Raw genomic sequence first — 18148 nt, 5'->3', positions numbered from 1 at the left:
TCCTTTTGACAAAGATGATTGTCCTAATTCCCACTTATGATGTTCCGTGCAGTCCCGTTTTATGTGTAAACCATGCGAAATGGCGAAAAATGGCCGGTTTCGCTATAATGAGATCATAGCCCGAGGGGAGTTGTGAACGTACTTGGACGACAAAATTTTAAAAACGATGGAATACCGAAAAATTATAGAGCAATTAACCAAATATACGCAGACGCCGCTCGGCAGGGCGGCAGCCGAAGCGTTGTCCCCCGTTACCGGACTTGAGGAAGTCAAGCAACTGCTGCAGGGGACGGAAGAAGCCTTTACCGTGGACCGGTTAAAAGGATATCCGGCGTTCGGAGGCATCGTGGATATCACTCCGGCCGTTAAGCGTGCACGGATCGGGGGTACGCTGAATCCACATGAATTGCTCGGCGTGGCAACCACGCTTGAAGGATCGCGCCGGATTAAGCGTTATTTGTCGGCGATGCATGAAGATCATCCCATCGAGCTGCTGTTTACGCTTAGCGATGCGCTGAGCGAACAGAAAACGCTGGAAGAGGCGATCAAGCGCTGCATCGATGACAGCGCGGAAGTGCTGGATTCCGCCAGTGCGGAGCTTGCGCAAATTCGCCGGGAGCTGCGGGGCGGAGAGGTGCGTATCCGGGAAAAGCTGGATGCGATGATCCGATCCTCCAGCATTTCGAAAATGCTGCAGGATCAGCTGATTACGATTCGCGGTGACCGGTTTGTCATTCCCGTGAAGGCGGAATACAGATCACATTTCGGCGGCATTGTGCACGATCAGTCCGGTTCCGGAGCGACGCTGTTTATCGAGCCTGAATCGATCGTGGCCATGAACAATAAACTGCGGGAAACACGGTTGAAGGAAGAACGGGAAATTGAAGTGATTCTGCAGAAGCTTACCGCCCAGGTCGGCGAGCAGGCAGAGTTGCTGTTATACGACAGCGATGTGCTTGCCCAGCTTGATTTCATGTTTGCGAAAGCGCGTATAGCCCGGCAGATGAAAGCGACACTGCCCCGGATGAATGACCGCGGATTCATGAAGCTAAGACGCGGGCGCCATCCTTTGATCCCGGCGGAACAGGTTGTTCCGATCGATGTGGAGTTGGGCAACCAGTATTCTAGCATCATCGTGACCGGGCCGAACACCGGCGGAAAGACGGTCACGCTAAAAACGATCGGTCTGCTTAGTCTGATGGCGATGTCCGGTTTGTTCGTCCCAGCGGAGGAAGGCAGCCAATTGTGCGTCTTTGACGCCATTTATGCCGATATCGGGGATGAACAGAGTATCGAGCAGAGCCTCAGTACTTTTTCAAGCCATATGACCAATATCATTTCGATCCTGAGTAAAATGACCACGAAAAGTCTCGTTTTGCTTGATGAGCTTGGAGCAGGCACGGATCCGGCGGAAGGTTCCGCGCTCGCCATTGCGATTCTGGAACATATTCATTCTTTAGGCTGCCGTATGGTAGCGACCACACATTACAGCGAGCTGAAGGCCTATGCTTATGAACGCAAGGGCGTCATCAACGCGAGCATGGAGTTCGACGTGGCGACGCTGAGTCCGACTTACCGGCTACTGGTCGGGGTTCCGGGCCGAAGCAACGCGTTTGCGATCGCCGAGCGGCTTGGACTCCCAGGCGCCATTTTGAATTATGCCCGCGGTGAGGTGAAGGAAGAAGACCAGCGAGTGGAGCATATGATCGCCTCGCTGGAGGAAAACCGCAACGTCGCGGAGCAGGAGCGCGAAACCGCAGAAAAGCTGCGCAAGGATCTGGAAGCTTTGCGCGGCCGGCACGCGGCGGAGCTGGAAAAGCTCGAACAGCAAAGAGACCGCAGGCTGGAAAAAGCCGAAGAAGAGGCTAGGGCGATTATCGTCAAAGCCCGGGGCGAGGCCGAGAAGATCATCGAAGACTTGAGGAAGCTGGCGCTCGAGGAAGGCGCTTCTGTGAAGGAGCATAAATTGATCGCCGCACGCAAACAGTTGGATGAAGCCGAGCCGCAGCAAAGGAAGAAAACGGCTGGTCGAAAAACGGCCAAACCGCCGCGGCAAATACAGCCTGGAGATGAGGTTATGGTATACAGCCTCAATCAAAAGGGACATGTCGTAGAGCTGGCCGGCAGCAAAGATGCTGTCGTACAACTGGGAATCATGAAGATGAAAGTAACATTAGACGACCTGGAACTGATTGGTTCCGCTCCGGTTTCGAAACCGGCTCAACGGACGGTAGCGAACGTGAAACGGACCCGGGATGACCAGGTCCGGGGCGAACTCGATTTGCGCGGAGCCAATCTGGAGGAAGCGCTCATTGAAGTCGACCGCTTCATCGACGAGGCATATCTGGCCAACCTGGGACAGATTTATATTATTCACGGCAAAGGCACGGGGATATTGCGCACCGGCATCTCCGATTATTTGCGCAAACATAAGCACATAAAGAGTTATCGTCTCGGAAATTACGGGGAAGGCGGTACCGGAGTAACGGTGGCCGAACTGAAGTGACGGGGAGGAGAACGGATTGAAAGGAACCATTGATCCGCTATTGGAACAGCCTATCGGACTTATGGCCGGATATTTTTCCGTAGCGGTAGTCGAACTGATTGTGTTTCTTTCCTGCTTTGAGCTTGTAACGAGGTATCGCTGCTGGCATGAGATCAAACGGGGGAACTTGGCTGCTTCGCTCGCCACAGGCGGGAAAATTTTTGCCCTATGCAATATTTTACGGTTTGCGACCGCACGTTCAACCATCTACGAGTTCATGGCCTGGTCTTTTGTCGGAGCATTCCTGCTGTTTCTGGCTTACATTATGTTTGAGTTTGTGACTCCGGTCTTTCGGATCGACAAGGAGATCGCCGAGGGAAATGTGGCGGTGGGCTTTATTGCCATGGCCGTCTCGGTTTCGGTATCCTATGTGATCGGAGCCTGTATCGCTTAGGAGGAATCTGGCATGTTGAAAAACCTGGTCAGGGTTTTATTTGTGGCGGCCGTGTTGTTTTTGGCTGCCGGGATTATCTTCTTGTGGAATGCCTGATGAAGTTCGAGAAGGCGTGTCTTAATTTATAAAAAAGGAAGGAAGGGCTGACATGGATACAACGATTTGCCCCTGGTGTCAAACGGAAATCGTATGGGATGAGGAGCTGGGACCCGAAGAGGAATGTCCTTACTGCCACAATGAACTTAAGGGCTACCGTACATTGAATATTGCGCTTGGTTCGGATGAGGAAATTGAGGAGGACGATGAGCCGGAGGAAGATGGCCTCGGGATCTGGGAAGAGGATGATGAGAACCATCTGAACGCGATCCGGCGACTGGAGGCTTTTGGGGCGGCTGGTGGAGATCTGCTTGCTTATGAGTCCGGTGTCGAGAAGATTCTGGACCATCAGGAAGAAGTTCCCGAATGCCCACATTGCCGGGAATATATGATGTTTGCGGGGACCCGTTCGCTGGGGCCTGATTATATCCCGGCCGTTCCGGAAGGATTAAAAGAGCCGCTTCTAAAACAAGCAGCAAAGCTTAATGTTTATGTATGCACCGCCTGCTTCCATGTAGGCTCCTTCCTGTCGGAGGAAGACCGGAATGCGTTAATTCGTACCGTTAGCAAAGATTGATTCCGAAAATATGGAGCTTTCCCGTAGTCATGTACCATGACGAGCAGGGAGGCTCCTTTTTCATTGCTTTGCCAGGGAATTCATGCTTCCCCGCAGATTGGGTATCTTACAGGTACACTTAAATCGTTGGAGGGGCAAAATGCATGAAGAGCAACCTTAACGGCCAATCCAAGCTGCTACTGGCCGTCAATGGCTTATTTGTTTTGGCAGGGGCGTTGTCGGGAACATTCCTGAACGTCTACCTTTGGAAGGTAAAACAAGATTTTGCGATGATCGGATGGTTCACTTTCAGCCAGCAGCTTGCACTGGGACTCACGTTCTGGATCGCCGGCAAATGGGTGAAGGAGCGGGACAAAATGGTTTCCCTTCGGCTGGGCATCGTCGTTTCGGGAATATTTTATTTGCTCGTGCTTTGGGCTGGAGCGCATACGGTCGATTACATCTGGCCGCTTGGTTTTTTGTTCGGCATCGGATCGGGGCTGTTTTGGCTGGCATTCAATGTTGTTTATTTTGAAGTAACCGATGTCGATACCCGGGATTTGTTCAACGGATGGATCGGAATTTTAGGATCGGTGATCGGCATTTTGGGTCCATGGACTTCCGGCTGGATCATTTCGGTGATGAAAGGCGACCTCGGGTATCGCGTCATATTTACGGTTTCCCTCATTATTTACGGGATCGGAATCCTGCTTAGCTTCTGGCTGAAAAAGAGAAAAAAAGGAGGTCCGTACCACTGGCTGGAGCCTTTTCGTCACTTTGAGAAAGATAGTCCCTGGCGGCACGCCGTACCGGCTTCGGCCGCGCATGGACTGAGAGAGGGAGTTTTTTCGTTCTTGGGTACTTTGCTGGTGTTCATCAGCACATCCGCTGAGAGGAAGGTGGGACAATTTTCATTTGTTACATCACTCGTATCCCTGGTCAGCTTCTGGGCGGTGGGCAAATGGCTCCATATCCGTTACAGGTATGCCGGCATGTTGATCGGAGCAATGTTAATTACCGCGGTCATCGTCCCGCTGCTTTGGAACGTAAATTATTTTTCGCTGATGTTCTTCGGGATCGGTACCTCTCTGTTTATGCCGCTCTATTTACTCCCGGTCATTTCCTCGGTTTTCGACTTGATCGGAAAAAGCGAAGACACGGTGGAGCAGCGAGTGGAGTTGATCGTGCTCCGGGAATTGAGCATTATGTCCGGAAGGTTGGCCGGTACGCTTCTGTTCATCGTCGTATTCGGCTGGTTTCCTCGTATGACGACGGTAACTTGGCTGATGCTGGGACTAGGTGCATCGCCAATTTTAAGCTGGATTGCCATTCGTAAATTGTTCAAGCCTCATGCCGATACGCCTGATACCGCCTAAAGCGCCTTATGCCTCCGGAACCGCTTGTTGTGCTAGATGTTATCACGCTGCAATAGCTGGAGACAGAATTTTCAGGGTCAATCAGGGCGAAGGCTTGGTGCTTCTGGTCAGCTCAAACAGCTCCATATCGCTGCGGCACTTGCCGCTCAGCACATCGGTAATCATTTCCGCGGCCAACATGCTGCATACGGTGCCGTTTCCTCCATAACCTTCGAGGAAGAAGCAATGAGGATAGTCCGGGTGAGTGCCGATATAAGGCAATCCGTCCCGTGTCTCCCCGAACACGGCTCCCCAGGAGTAATCGGCCCGTAGCGCTGCCTTTTCCGGGAACATGCTATGGATTAAACTCAATATCTCGCGCGATTTGTGGATTTCCCGGCCCTCCTTGAGTACTCCGCCGGGCAAAGGCTCGTCAAGGCCTCCGGCCATAATCCGTCCATCGGGCGTCGTCCTCATATACAGGTAAGGGCGGGCGGTTTCCCAGATCAGGCAGCGTTCATGCCAATCATCAAAATGGTCCACCGGCTCCGTCACCACCACATAAGTGCTGGTTAATGACGCACCGGGTTCCTTTTTAAGCAACTGCGTTTCATAGCCCGTCGCGAAAATGACATGTTTGGTATGGATCGTGTAGCGCCCAGAACGGCATGTTACCCCATCGCTTCCGAATTCCCAGCCGGTAACCGGGGTATGCTCAAAGGTTTGCAAGCCTAAGGATTCCGAGCGTTTCAGCAGGCTGTGAACGAAGGCGAACGGATTGATCTCGGCATCGCCCTGCGTATAAATGGCCCCGGGTTTGCGAAACGGGAATTTGTCGGCAATTTCGTTCTCGTCCCACCATGCTACGTGAAAGCCGTACTTTTTCAAATTCTCATATTCTTCCCTCAATGATGTTACGTCTTCATCTGTACTCGCGAGGTAAAGACTGTTTCTCTCCTGTAGCGGCAGGTCCGGGCCCATGCTCCGGTTAATTTCTTTCATATGGACAAGTGCATCCCGACATAACCGATAAAAATGAACCGCCTTTTCTTCGCCGAAAGTATGAATAAATGAGGTCAAGGTTTTATCGTTTGCATATTGCAGAATGCCGGTATTAACGAGTGTACTGCCTGAGGCGATGTCTCCTCTTTCCGCTAAAACGGTCTCAATGCCCTGTTCGCTTAGTAGATAAGCGCATAGAGCTCCACTGACGCCGCCTCCGATGACGAGGCAATCGCATGAGATATCTCCCTCCAAGGCCGGATAGCGGGGAACCGTAGTCATCGTTTTGTTCCATGCATATTTGCCCGTATGTAATTTCATAGGATGGTCCCTCCTTGTTCTCTCCCCTAATCCAATATTCACCGAGACGCCATAAGTATAATCATCGATCGCCTAATAAAAATAAACTGGCAGGACATAATATGCCCGAATGCAACACACAACCAGGAGGAGAATGAAATGAACTATATGCAAATGAAGCCATTGTCCGGCAAAGAAGTCAATTATATTGCGGATTCCATAGCAAATGAAGACATGCTGATCAAGATGTGTGCGGCCGCGGCTGCCGTCTCGACAAATCCCCAATTCGGACAAGCCATTACGGAGCATATGCATGTCCACGAACACCATATGCACACACTGATCAATGCTATGAAACAGCATCAGCATCTTGCTCCGACTCAGGCTCAGTAACGAAATCCAATAACAATTACTTTAGGAGGAAATCTTGTGAACCTACCATCCAGCACGGAGCAATTGCCCGAGAACGACCTGTTGAAAATTATCCTTGCCGACCTCCGGCGCACCGTAAGGGAATACACAACGGCAACAACGGAATCGTCCTGCCCCTCGATCAGACGCACCTTTGCCGAATTGACGGACAGTACTTTAAGACTTCAGGGCGATCTGTACATGCTGCTTGAGCAAAATAAGGTATATTCCGCTCCCGCCAGCGCCTCCCGTCAGGAAATCGATAAAAAGATTCAGGAGTCGGAACAAACTCATCAAAAGGTACATCAGTTTGTGCAGCAGCGTTCGGCCCAGAATAACCCTTATCTCCATCCGTCGAATGTTGCATATCACCAAACCAATGTGCAACAACAAAATCCACGCTACATTTAGTCAAGCCTGATTGTAATATAAGGGATTAACCCGAAACGTCCGCTCCGTGGGAATCTTCCATGAGCGGACGTTTTTCTTTGCAGGATGCACAAATTCATGTAATATTAATATTAAATTTAGATTCCGTGGACCGTCGTTATGACGGCCCGCCGGAACAGCGCTGGAGGGTGAAGCATGAAACAATTGAGCGAACTGAAGCTGAAAGTGCTGGATCTCCTGAAAGAGGACGCCCGCCGGGATCCGAAATTGCTGGCAACCTTGCTGGGCGTATCTTCGGAAGAAGTCGCGGCTGCCATTACGGAGCTGGAAGAGGATCATGTTATCGTTAAATACGCGACCGTGGTCAATTCAAGCAAATTGGATGACGAGAAAGTGACCGCCTTGATCGAGGTGCAAATTACGCCGGAACGCGGCAGAGGCTTTGAGGCGATCGCGGAACGGATTTATTTGTTCCCCCAGGTCATGTCCGTCTATCTAATGTCCGGAGCTTACGATTTACTGGTCGAAGTGGAAGGGCGCAATCTAAAGGAAGTGGCCAGCTTTGTTTCCGACAAGCTGTCTCCGCTTGAGTCCGTGCTTTCGACGAAAACGCATTTTATTCTTAAAAAATATAAACAGGACGGCATCATCTTTGAAGATCCGGAAGAAGACCGCCGCCTGATGATATCTCCGTAAAGGAAGTAATGTTATGAGTGTAAATTCACAAGGACAGGCAGAGCAGACGGGCAGATCCATGACTTCTTACTTGGCACCACGGGTTAGAGAGATACAACCCTCGGGCATTCGCCGCTTTTTTGACCTCGCCAGCGGAAACAAGGATATTATTACACTTGGGGTAGGGGAGCCTGACTTCATTACTCCTTGGCATGTGCGGGAAGCATGCGTTTATTCGCTGGAACGGGGATTCACAAGCTATACGAGCAACGCGGGTACGCCCGAGCTTCGTGAAGCGATTGCGGAATACTTGTATAACAGCTATGACGTTAAATATAACCCGAAAGATGAAGTCCTTGTGACCGTAGGAGCAAGTGAGGCCATTGATCTGGCGTTGCGCGCACTAATCGTACCGGGAGATGAGATTCTCGTTCCCGCACCATGCTATATATCGTATTCGCCGATTACCGAAGTTGGCGGCGGTATTCCCGTGGAGATCGAAACCTTCGCCAAAGACAACTTTAAATTGAAAGCCGATCAGCTTAAGGCTAAAATCACGCCGAAATCCAAAGTTCTGATCTTGAACTACCCGAGCAATCCGACCGGCGGGATCATGAGTTACGAGGATTGGCTTCCGATCGCGAAAATCGTGGAAGAGCATGATCTTATCGTAATTTCCGATGAAATCTATTCGGAATTAACCTATGGTGAGAAGCATGTCAGCTTTGCATCCATTCCCGGCATGAGAGACCGGACAATTCTGGTCAACGGATTTTCCAAGGCTTTTGCCATGACGGGTTGGCGGATGGGTTATGCCTGCGGCCATCCGGATTTGATCTATGCGATGTTGAAAATCCATCAATACACGGTCATGTGCGCTCCGGTCATGGGCCAGGTTGCCGCGCTTGAAGCGCTCAAGAACGGATTGGAGGAGAAAGACCATATGGTTGAATCCTACAATCAGCGGAGAAGATTGATCGTTCAAGGATTGCGTGATATCGGGCTGACCTGCCATGAACCACAAGGCGCATTTTATGCCTTCCCGAGTATCGAGTCTACCGGCCTAAGCTCGGATGAATTTGCTACCCGATTGTTGATGGAGTCCAAAGTCGCGGCCGTACCCGGCAATGTTTTCGGAGCGGGAGGCGAAGGTTTTCTCCGCTGTTCCTATGCGACTTCCGTTACTCAGCTTAGCGAAGCGTTGCATCGGATGGGACAATTCATTCATAAATTGAAACAGGGCTGAGCCAATAGTACCTAACCGGGAAAATGGGGCTAATTAACATTTCTTTCATATATTAATTGATCACTGTCCAATTGACATGGTATAATTTTATTTTGGAAGAGGGTTTAGTTTCTCAGGGAGGGATCACTTTTGGGTTGTGGTGAGTACAATTTGCCTTACGAACTAGCTGGTATTGTGAGCGCAACGGGCAATGAATCGAATCAATGGATAGACGAAATCAGTCGCGGAACTTCACCACAAGCAGTTTCCTTGGAAGATGAAATCCATTTGCTGCGCAGTAAAATGGAAAAGTTGTTCCAGCAGGAAAATTCGTTTACTTCGGATATCGTAATTGAAATCAGCAGCTTGCTGGATCTGAAAATTAATGAGTTTATGAGAAACAACCGGAAGAATAAATAATTGCAGTTTTGGAATAGACCGTATTTTCCCAAAGAAGATCCTTCAAGGATCTTCTTTTTTATTTTTATGGTATATTTGAAAATAGGAAAAAGGGGGTTAGGTTTGTGAGTATTTATACACGTACCGGTGATCAGGGGCAAACTTCGGTCATTGGCGGAAGAGTATATAAGGATGACGATCGGGTTGAAGCTTACGGAACGATTGACGAATTGAACAGTTTTGTCGGGCTGGCCGGCAGCTATGCGGATCAAGCCTTGTTTGCCGACTTGAAAGAAGATTTGCAGCAGATCCAACAGGAACTGTTTGATTGCGGTTCCGACCTGGCTTATGCCAAGGCCGATGAACGCCGGTTTAAGGTTAGCGCCGAAATGGCCGAACGCCTGGAAACCTGGATTGACCGGTATGAAGAAGAAAATCCGGCGCTGGAAAAATTCATACTGCCTGGCGGGACGATGCTGGCTTCTACGCTGCATGTATGTCGGACCGTTTGCCGCCGTGCCGAACGACGGGCCGTAACTTTAAGCCGCCAGTCGGAGATCAATGCGGAAGCTGTAAAATATTTGAACCGCCTGTCCGACTTCTTCTTCGCGGCAGCCAGGACGGCCAATGTCCGGCAGCAAACCCCAGATGTAGAATATGTGCGCAGTGCGAAGGTGTTTGGCAGAAAATCATGACCGTTTATTATGATCCGATTTCATATAAAGTTACCGAACAAGAACACGGATGGCTGTTAAAAACCGTACTGCAGCGCAAGCTGGGGGTATCACGGAAGTTGTTGTCCCGCATCAAGTTGACCGACCGGGGCGTCATGCTGAACGGGGAACGGGTGTTTATCAGCGTTCCGGTGAAGGTGGGGGATATCGTGTCCATTTCGCTGGAGCAGGAAACGTCGGAGGACATTCTACCGCAGCCGATTCACTTTGAAATTGTATACGAAGATGCTGCGTTATTGATCGTGAACAAAGCGCCGGGTATCATTGTCCATCCGACCCATGGACATTATACCGACACCTTGGCCAACGGGGTAGTGCATTATTGGAAGGAAAAGGGCGAAAGGGTTCGTTTTCGGCCTGTTCACCGCCTGGATCAGGAAACGAGCGGGCTGATTGCGATAGCCAAAAATGCATATGTACATCAGCATATCTCCGAGCAACTGATCGCGGGCAAAGTGACCAAGAAATACACGGCACTCGTGCACGGCTGTCCAAAACCTGGTGACGGCGTTCTGGACGGCCCGATTGACCGTGATCCGCAGGAGCCTCATCGGCGCATAGTTACCCCGACCGGATATCCGGCGCTGACTTATTACAAAGTCGTCGCGTGTTACGGGCTTGGAGCGCTGGTGGAATTGCGCCTGGGGACGGGCCGGACCCATCAGATCCGCGTCCATATGACTTCGATCGGCCATCCGTTGATTGGGGACAAGCTCTATACTTGGAGTGAAGCAGGCGGAATGGAGCATTTAGCAACCTCCGCTTCGGTGCTGGATGAAGTTATCGGCCGGCAAGCGCTTCATGCTTCGGAGCTCGGCTTTCAACATCCTCTGACGGGAGAAGCGTTGCTTTTTCAGGCACATCTTCCTGCGGATATGGAAGCATTGCTGCAGAAACTGGAATGCGGAGAATCAGTAAGTGAAGGAGAGCATTTTTGATGAGTGATTTGATCGTGTATCAATACCCGCCCTGCGGCACCTGCCGCAAGGCCGTAAAGTGGCTTGAAGCCCAGGGACATCATCTGGACTTGAGAAATATTAAGGAAACCCCGCCCGGGCCGTCCGAACTTTCCGAAATGGTAGAGCTTAGCGGGCTGGAGTTAAAGAAGTTTTTTAACACGAGCGGCGAGGTATACAAAGAATTGGCGCTTAAGGATAAGTTGCCGTCCATGCCAGTGGAAGATCAAATTAAACTGCTGTCTTCCAACGGTATGCTGATAAAGCGGCCGTTGGTATCCGATGGAAAAACAGTAACCGTGGGTTTCAAAGAAGAGACATATGAGCAAGTATGGGGAAATAACTAGTCTATCGATGATTACGCCTGCTAATTTTCACACAGGAAGGGGAGCGAAAACAATGACTCTCGGGCAGAACAACAAAGAAAGCATTCTGCTGGTCGACGGTATGGCGCTGATGTTTCGCGCCTATTATGCATCTGCCGCTACGGGGTATATCCGGCGCACCAAGGCCGGTCTTCCGACGAATGCGATTTACGGGTTTATGCGGTACTTCTGGGATGCGGTACAGAAATTTACTCCGACACATATCGCCTGCTGCTGGGACCTCGGCAGCAAAACATTCCGGACAGAGCAGTTTGCGGCTTACAAAGGCAACCGTTCCGAGGCGCCGGATGATTTGATTCCGCAGTTTTCCGTCATCCGCGATGTGATGGAGAGCTTGGGTATTCCGAACATCAGCTGTCCGGGATATGAAGCCGATGATTGCATCGGAACGCTGGCGTCAAAATTCAGCGGGGATATGGACGTGCTCATCCTGACGGGAGATCATGATATGCTGCAGTTGGTCAGCGAGCGGACGAGCGTGATTATCATGAAAAAGGGGCATGGCAATTACATGGTCTACACGCCGGAAAGCCTGATGGAGGAAAAACAGCTGACTCCGGGCCAGATTATCGACCTGAAGGGGCTGATGGGCGACACGAGCGACAACTACCCTGGCGTCCGAGGGATCGGCGAGAAAACCGCGTTGAAGCTTGTCCAGGAATACGGTTCTGTACAAGGTATCCTGGACAATCTGGACAGCTTGTCCAAATCGGTGCGCATGAAAATCGAAAGTGATCTGGAGATGCTCCATCTGTCGAGAAAACTGGCGGAAATCCGCTGCGACGTCGAGCTTCTGTGCTCTTCCGATTCCTGTCGGCTGGAGCTGAACCACGCGGTGGTAGCGTCCAAATTCGAAGAGTTGGAAATGGCCAGCATCAGCGCTTTGATGGGACTGGCGGCAACGCCGTAGAATGAAGAGGCCCGGCGGCCAAGAAATGGCCAAGGGCTGGACAAAAATCAAGGGGCCTCGTTGGAATTAAATCAACGAGGCCTCTTTTTGTCGTGCTGTTTACCGCTTTATAGGAGCGTTTTCTCCTTCGGTATCGTACAAAATGGTTCCGGTCAAAGTTAGATCATAGCCGCGAATCGAAGACAGCTCCTGTTGAAACTCTGGAGACTGCAAGGTTTGGAGGAGCAGTTGAATCCAGGCGGCATTGTGTTTGCTTTTTAGCACAACCAAGTCATAACGCTCCTTGATCAGAGGCACGAAATCGACGGTGCTGATTAAGGATACTGCATTTTCGATTCCGACCCCCACGTCCGCCTGACCCGACGAGACTTTGCCTGCGACGGCCAGGTGACTATTTTCCACGTCATTATATCCTTCGATACCGGAGCGGTCAATGCCATGCGCACGCAGTTGCTCATCCAGCAGAACTCGGGCCCCGGAGCCGATTTCGCGATTGATCAACCGGATGCCCGGCGTGCCTAAATCCGCCCATGTTTTCAATTGCTTCGGGTTTCCTTGCCGCACGTACAGTCCGGCTTGGCGCTGCAGCAAATTGACGACGACGTAAGAATGGCCGGTAAGTATTTTCGTAATGTAGGGGATGTTATATTCACCGCTGATGCCGTCCAGTAGATGGGTACTGACGATGTCGCTCTTGCCGTGATACATGGAGATCAGGCTATCCAGGCTTCCGTCATGCGAGCGAAGCGGCCGGAGCGACGGATTCGCGCGTTCCAGATGTTTGGCCAGTACATCGAGGCTAAGATCCTGACCGGTGATGACCAGGGTACCGGGGATCTGAGTTTGACCGGGAAGGTTGAGGACCTCTCCGCGGAATTCCTGCGGATGCGAAACGGTCCGTTCGGACGTTTGCGGTTTACCCTGGGCGCGAATTGCACCATGTGCTCCGTTTCCGCTTTTGGCGTTCTGCTTATACATCTCAAGATCATCCGCATCCACCCGCATCTGCTTGCCAACCCGGTATGCGGGAAGCTCCCCTTTTTTGATCAGGTCGTATACGGTTAATTTGGAGACTTTCAGCAGTTTGGCGACTTCCTCGGTGGTATAAGAGACTTCATTCATGGATATCCTCCAATTGACAAAATTATGTCTAAATATAATTAGTTATATTCAAATATATCTAAATATAATAAAATGTAAAATAACATTCGTTACATATCTGGTTGATCGGAGGTTTTTTTATGTCCATGTATCAAAAAATGATGACTAGCGGCCGGGTCCTGTTCGGACTACTGATGCTGGTCGGAATCCTGTCTGCTTGCGGCAGTGCGGGAAATAACTCGGCAAGTGCAGCAAACGGCAATACCGATCAACGGGTGGGCGCAGAGCCGCAGAGCCCGGTTACGTTGACTATATCGGCAGCAGCCAGTCTAAAAGACAGTATGGAAGAGATATCTTCCTTGTACAAAAATGAACATGAGAATGTAACGCTTACGATGAATTTTGGGGCTTCCGGCTCTCTCCAAAAGCAAATTGAGCAAGGCGCCCCAGCCGATTTGTTCTTGTCCGCGGGACAAAAACAAATGAACGCGCTGATCGACGGCAAGTTCGTAAACGCCGACAGCAAGATCGATTTGCTGAAAAATCGCCTGGTCCTGATCGTTCCGTCCGACGCCGCGGCAGTTCCGAAAGACTTGGCGGCCCTGCAAGATAACGGTTTTGGCAAAATCGCCATGGGCGAACCTGAAGTAGTGCCGGCAGGTTCCTATACGAAGGAATCGCTGGAGAACGCGCAATTATGGGACGCGCTTCAACCTAAAATGGTATTTGCCAAGGATGTGACCCAGGTACTGACCTATGTGGAATCAGGGAATGCGGATGCGGGTTTCGTTTACGAGAGCGACGCCAAGCTTTCCGACAAAGTGAACACGGCGCTCGTCGTGGACGAGAAAAGCCATGCGCCCATCGTATATCCGGCCGGAATCGTGACGGCTACGAAACATCCTGAAGAAGCCGATCAGTTTCTGAAGTTTCTGCAAACCGCGGAAGCTCGCGACGTATTCGCAAGTCACGGGTTCACCGTTACCGAGTGAGGCTGTCCATGGAGTGGAGCGATTTTTGGTCACCCGTCGGTTTGTCGCTGAAAGTATCGCTGCTGGCGGGCATAATCGCTTTTTTGATATCGGGCTATGCAGCCTGGGTCATGTCCCGTAAAAAATTCCGGGGCAAAATTATCCTGGAAACGGTGTTCATGCTGCCTATGGTTTTACCCCCGACCGTTGTCGGCTTTCTGCTCCTGATGGCGTTCGGCCGCCGCAGCCCGATCGGAAAAATATTCGAAGCGCTGGCCGGCATGCCGATCGTGTTTTCATGGGGGGCCGCCGTGCTGGCAGCAACTATCGTTGCCTTCCCTTTGGGGTATCAATCGGCCAAGGCCGGGTTCTTGTCCATCGACCGGGACTTGTTGTCCGCCGGCCGGTCCATGGGCGCATCCGAATGGCAGGTCCTGCTGTGGATCGCGATACCGCTTGCCCAGCGTACGCTGGTAACCGCGTTTGTGCTGTCCTTTACGAGAGCGCTTGGCGAGTTTGGCGCCACATTGATGCTTGCCGGAAATATTCCAGGGAGAACACAGACGTTACCGACGGCGATTTATATGGCGGTTGAATCAGGCGATACGTCGTCCGCTTGGGCTTGGGCCGGTCTGATGATTTTGATCTCGTTTCTTTTGCTGGCGTTTTGCGGATCCCGGACTGAGCGAGAGCTTTGATACGCTGATATTCATCATCCGGTGATTTCTCTGAAGATTAGTCCGTAAAATAAGCTTCGCCCACAACTTGATAGAGGAAGGTCCGGAGTTCTCCGCTTTCCTCTTCATTCAGGCCGAAAACATGCTCGAGATAGCCTTCTTCCTCCAAATCGTCAGTCCCCAGGATGGCGGTTTTGCCGTTTTGGAGATCGGTAACGAGTTTTTTTCCGTAGAAACGGTTGGTGGTCGTAACCGCAAGATCGAATCGTTTTAAAGAGTTTCCGATAAACGTAACGAAGCGGGTTGAAGTACTTTCCGTACTGTCTGATAAAAAATCCAGGTCCTGGTTAGGTCCGGTCATGGGCAAGGCCTCCTCGGGTACTAGTTGTCTTCTGTCATTATATCCGAAAAAGAGAGCAACGGGGAAATGATAACGATTGACAGCGAGGATAAAAATGGTATGATTAGGAATAACAGTATACGACTAGGGGAAGCACCTCTCTTGAAACATTCAGGAGGGGTGCTTTTTTGCGTGCCTGAAACCATAAACTGGTCGTTGCTGACAGTGATTAAGGAGGGTAATGAAATGAGGATCGTTTTTTTGAACAGCTTGGAAAAGAAAGAGAACGGGGCGGTTTCCGGCGGGGCACAGGTATGGATCGGGGAAGAAGAAGGCCTGTGGCGGATGGGCTGGAACGAAATCGCCGGGAGTGAGGAGCAGGAGACCATTTGGTATGAAGGCGGTTCCTGGTCTGAGATGCTGCACGTGTACCGTCATCGTCTTGTCGTCAAGATGGGAGAAGGCTACCGGCCGGTGATCGAAGGGATATGGGATGAGAGGGAGGAGTTTCATGGGAGGGGAATGGCGGCACAGAAGCTTATTTGTTATAGCGAGCTGCACGGGAATGAGGGGTTGTATAACGAGCTCTGCGTCTGGCGGCGAAAGAAAGCAGCCGCAGACCGCAAAGCGCCGTACATGATCGCAAGCAACAGGCTCCTGAAGCTGATTAGCGTGTTCCGCCCGCGTACCGTAGAGGAGTTGCTTCAGCTTCCCGGGTTAGGGGAAAGCAAAGCTACGGAATACGGACCCGATCTTCTTGAAATGGTGCAAGCCCAAGGTGAAGAACGACCGGGAGACTTTCCGCTCGATTGGGTGGAGCGGGATATCGACGAGGAAGTGTTCCGCACCTGGATGTATAAGCAGAAGGAGGTCAAGTTCCGGATGGAAATGGAGAAGTTCAGCTTGCGCCGCATGGTGCTGGAGTCGCTTGCCCAGGGTCTCGATCTTGAAGGAATTTGCAACCGTACGGGCCTTGAACGCAGGGAGGCAGTGGAATTGCTTGAATTGCTGGAGAAGGACGGATATACGACAGATGCCGTAGTACAGTTAGAAATCCGGAACATGCCGAAAGAACAGCAAAGTGCGGTATGGAAAGCATTTGAGGAACTCGGCGATCATTTCCTTAAGCCAGTGCTACAGCGCGTTTACGATCAGGAGACAATCGAAGGCGGAGGGGTGGAACAACTTTATGAAAAACTGCGTCTGATGCGCATTACTTACCGGCGGCAGAAGGAGAGCGCGCCAAAAGCGGGGTAAGCCGGTCGAGGCAGCGTCATGAAACGAAAAGCGCCGGTTTCCGGGAAATCCTGAAGCGATTACTCGGAAACTGGCGCTTGCCGTATTATAATCTTAAGGTTACTTTACTATGGATGCCGTTATATCCAGTCGCGCTTCCGGAAAAGATAGAACATTCCGGCCCCGAGGGCAATCATGATGCCAATGACGACATAGTAACTGTACTTCCAATGGATTTCCGGCATATTGTCAAAGTTCATGCCGTAAATCCCGGTAATTAACGTAAGCGGGATAAAGATCGTCGTAATGGCCGTAAACACGCGCATGATTTCATTGGCCCGATTGGCGATGGCTGCCTGATATGCTTCTCGTAAGTTTCCTACGAGTTCCCGGAACGTATCGAAGTTTTCGGAGATCTTAACGGCATTCTCATAGATGTCGCTGAAATATTTCTGCAACTGATCATCGATCAGGCGCAGATCTTTTTTGTTTAAAATATTGATGACTTCTTTTTGCGGGCCCAGTACTTTCTTGAGCCACAATATTTCGCTTCGCAGTCCGATAATTTCATTCAAATGCGAACGTTTGGTGTGCATGAGGATGTCTTCTTCCAACTTCTCGATTTTGACTTCGATCCGGTCGCCGACGATAAAGTAATTGTCAACGACCAAGTCGATAAGATAATACATGAAACGGTCGGGCTCGCTGACTTCCTGTTCCCACAGGATCGGTTTGACGGCCCGTAGTTCGTTGATCTTTTGCTTGGTTACCGTAATGATATAATGCCGGCCTAGAAAAATATTAAGCGCCCGCAGAAAAATTTCCTCATCATCATAACGGATGCTGTTGACCACAATAAAATAATGATTATCGTAAGTTTCGATCTTTGGACGCTGCTCTTCTTCGGTCAGACAGTCTTCCACCGCGAGATCATGCAGCGAAAACAACGGCTGCAGCAGCGCCAGATCGTCGACATCGGCGTCGATCCAATAAAACCCTTGTTCAGGTGATGTTGTTGTCAATTCCACGTCCTCTACCGGCGTAAATACACCGGCGACCACATGACGGATTTTCATACCTTCACTCCCTTTCCGGCCGGAACGGCCGGTTATGCTCATATCTGTTTTGGCTGAGCATAGGAAGAGGATCAGGACTGGCGGCGCGGGAACGCCGAAAAAGGCGTTTTATGAAAACACCGGGAAAAGAAAGTGCCCATAACTTCCCGCAGGGCGCCTGCTGATCGGTTTCCTATGCGATTGTTGCTTCAGGACACTACACTGCGGACTCGGGTCGCCTTCCATTCTCGGATTCACCTCTTTTTGGTCATGAAATTTACCTCTCAAACACTTGTCTAGTATAACGCCGGGGTATGAAATGTTTCAAGCCAAAAAGTTGCGGACAAAATAGGGCGCATGACTTGTTAAAAAAGCTATTTCATGTATAATGAAAATCAGCATATTTAAATTTGAATCATAACAACAAAATAATA

Annotated in this window: 20 protein-coding genes; 16 read left to right on the top strand and 4 right to left on the bottom strand. The window is 50.7% G+C overall.

Going from position 1 to position 18148, the window contains the following annotated elements; all coding sequences use genetic code 11:
• Positions 1 to 142 precede the first annotated feature (142 nt).
• The 4 genes from ACLB09_RS11125 to ACLB09_RS11110 all read left to right on the top strand — a co-directional run bounded on the left by ACLB09_RS11125 (position 143) and on the right by ACLB09_RS11110 (position 4967).
• Positions 143 to 2506: an endonuclease MutS2 gene (locus ACLB09_RS11125; protein WP_410769882.1), complete on the top strand. Its 2364-nt coding sequence runs from the start codon at positions 143 to 145 to the stop codon at positions 2504 to 2506.
• Positions 2507 to 2522: 16 nt separating this feature from the next.
• Entirely contained in the window at positions 2523 to 2939 is a 417-nt protein-coding gene (locus ACLB09_RS11120) for a DUF350 domain-containing protein (RefSeq protein WP_410769881.1), read from the top strand.
• A 148-nt stretch (positions 2940 to 3087) separates the two neighbouring features.
• Positions 3088 to 3612, top strand: coding sequence for a hypothetical protein (locus ACLB09_RS11115; protein WP_410769880.1), 525 nt, complete (start codon positions 3088 to 3090; stop codon positions 3610 to 3612).
• Between the two features lie 143 nt (positions 3613 to 3755).
• A complete protein-coding gene (locus ACLB09_RS11110; protein WP_410769879.1) occupies positions 3756 to 4967 on the top strand; it encodes an MFS transporter in 1212 nt (403 codons plus the stop codon).
• 81 nt (positions 4968 to 5048) lie between these two features.
• Here ACLB09_RS11110 and ACLB09_RS11105 read toward each other — a convergent pair whose 3' ends face one another.
• A complete protein-coding gene (locus ACLB09_RS11105) occupies positions 5049 to 6269 on the bottom strand; it encodes an NAD(P)/FAD-dependent oxidoreductase (protein ID WP_410769878.1) in 1221 nt (406 codons plus the stop codon).
• A gap of 138 nt (positions 6270 to 6407) precedes the next feature.
• Between ACLB09_RS11105 and ACLB09_RS11100 the strand changes: the two genes are divergently transcribed.
• The 9 genes from ACLB09_RS11100 (at position 6408) to ACLB09_RS11060 (ending at position 12334) form a co-directional block, all read left to right on the top strand.
• On the top strand, positions 6408 to 6641 hold the full coding sequence (locus tag ACLB09_RS11100; protein WP_410769877.1) for a hypothetical protein: 234 nt from the start codon (positions 6408 to 6410) through the stop codon (positions 6639 to 6641).
• 36 nt (positions 6642 to 6677) lie between these two features.
• A complete protein-coding gene (locus ACLB09_RS11095) occupies positions 6678 to 7070 on the top strand; it encodes a spore coat protein (protein ID WP_410769876.1) in 393 nt (130 codons plus the stop codon).
• A 174-nt stretch (positions 7071 to 7244) separates the two neighbouring features.
• Positions 7245 to 7745, top strand: coding sequence for an Lrp/AsnC family transcriptional regulator (locus tag ACLB09_RS11090; protein WP_410769875.1), 501 nt, complete (start codon positions 7245 to 7247; stop codon positions 7743 to 7745).
• Between the two features lie 13 nt (positions 7746 to 7758).
• Positions 7759 to 8970, top strand: coding sequence for an aminotransferase class I/II-fold pyridoxal phosphate-dependent enzyme (locus ACLB09_RS11085; protein ID WP_410769874.1), 1212 nt, complete (start codon positions 7759 to 7761; stop codon positions 8968 to 8970).
• A 207-nt stretch (positions 8971 to 9177) separates the two neighbouring features.
• Positions 9178 to 9369 (top strand): aspartyl-phosphate phosphatase Spo0E family protein, encoded by a 192-nt coding sequence (locus tag ACLB09_RS11080; RefSeq protein WP_410770069.1) that lies wholly within the window; start codon positions 9178 to 9180, stop codon positions 9367 to 9369.
• A 104-nt stretch (positions 9370 to 9473) separates the two neighbouring features.
• Positions 9474 to 10043 (top strand): cob(I)yrinic acid a,c-diamide adenosyltransferase, encoded by a 570-nt coding sequence (locus tag ACLB09_RS11075; protein ID WP_410769873.1) that lies wholly within the window; start codon positions 9474 to 9476, stop codon positions 10041 to 10043.
• Entirely contained in the window at positions 10040 to 11020 is a 981-nt protein-coding gene (locus ACLB09_RS11070) for an RluA family pseudouridine synthase (RefSeq protein WP_410769872.1), read from the top strand. The genes ACLB09_RS11075 and ACLB09_RS11070 overlap by 4 nt, the downstream gene beginning before the upstream one ends.
• Positions 11020 to 11385: an arsenate reductase family protein gene (locus ACLB09_RS11065; RefSeq protein ID WP_410769871.1), complete on the top strand. Its 366-nt coding sequence runs from the start codon at positions 11020 to 11022 to the stop codon at positions 11383 to 11385. The genes ACLB09_RS11070 and ACLB09_RS11065 overlap by 1 nt, the downstream gene beginning before the upstream one ends.
• Before the next feature lie 52 nt (positions 11386 to 11437).
• Positions 11438 to 12334: a 5'-3' exonuclease gene (locus ACLB09_RS11060; protein ID WP_410769870.1), complete on the top strand. Its 897-nt coding sequence runs from the start codon at positions 11438 to 11440 to the stop codon at positions 12332 to 12334.
• 99 nt (positions 12335 to 12433) lie between these two features.
• Here ACLB09_RS11060 and ACLB09_RS11055 read toward each other — a convergent pair whose 3' ends face one another.
• The gene (locus tag ACLB09_RS11055) at positions 12434 to 13456 is read right to left on the bottom strand and encodes a substrate-binding domain-containing protein (RefSeq protein ID WP_410769869.1); all 1023 of its coding nucleotides are present in this window, start codon (positions 13454 to 13456) and stop codon (positions 12434 to 12436) included.
• A 119-nt stretch (positions 13457 to 13575) separates the two neighbouring features.
• On the opposite strand from ACLB09_RS11055, the gene modA reads away from it, so the two are divergent.
• Positions 13576 to 14427, top strand: coding sequence for a molybdate ABC transporter substrate-binding protein (gene modA, locus ACLB09_RS11050; protein WP_410769868.1), 852 nt, complete (start codon positions 13576 to 13578; stop codon positions 14425 to 14427).
• Between the two features lie 8 nt (positions 14428 to 14435).
• Entirely contained in the window at positions 14436 to 15104 is a 669-nt protein-coding gene (gene modB, locus ACLB09_RS11045) for a molybdate ABC transporter permease subunit (protein ID WP_410769867.1), read from the top strand.
• 37 nt (positions 15105 to 15141) lie between these two features.
• On the opposite strand, the gene ACLB09_RS11040 is transcribed toward modB, so the two are convergent.
• On the bottom strand, positions 15142 to 15444 hold the full coding sequence (locus tag ACLB09_RS11040; RefSeq protein ID WP_410769866.1) for a DUF3055 domain-containing protein: 303 nt from the start codon (positions 15442 to 15444) through the stop codon (positions 15142 to 15144).
• A gap of 225 nt (positions 15445 to 15669) precedes the next feature.
• Between ACLB09_RS11040 and ACLB09_RS11035 the strand changes: the two genes are divergently transcribed.
• Positions 15670 to 16680 (top strand): HRDC domain-containing protein, encoded by a 1011-nt coding sequence (locus ACLB09_RS11035; protein WP_410769865.1) that lies wholly within the window; start codon positions 15670 to 15672, stop codon positions 16678 to 16680.
• Between the two features lie 119 nt (positions 16681 to 16799).
• Here the strand turns inward: ACLB09_RS11035 and corA are convergent, their stop codons facing one another.
• The gene (corA, locus tag ACLB09_RS11030; protein ID WP_410769864.1) at positions 16800 to 17735 is read right to left on the bottom strand and encodes a magnesium/cobalt transporter CorA; all 936 of its coding nucleotides are present in this window, start codon (positions 17733 to 17735) and stop codon (positions 16800 to 16802) included.
• Positions 17736 to 18148 lie beyond the last annotated feature (413 nt).

Source organism: Fontibacillus forbon (assembly GCF_046559655.1).
Taxonomy (GTDB): Bacteria; Bacillota; Bacilli; order Paenibacillales; family Paenibacillaceae; genus Fontibacillus.
The sequence above is the reverse complement of the archived record's forward strand: the minus strand, read 5'-3'. Positions and strand labels throughout refer to the sequence as shown.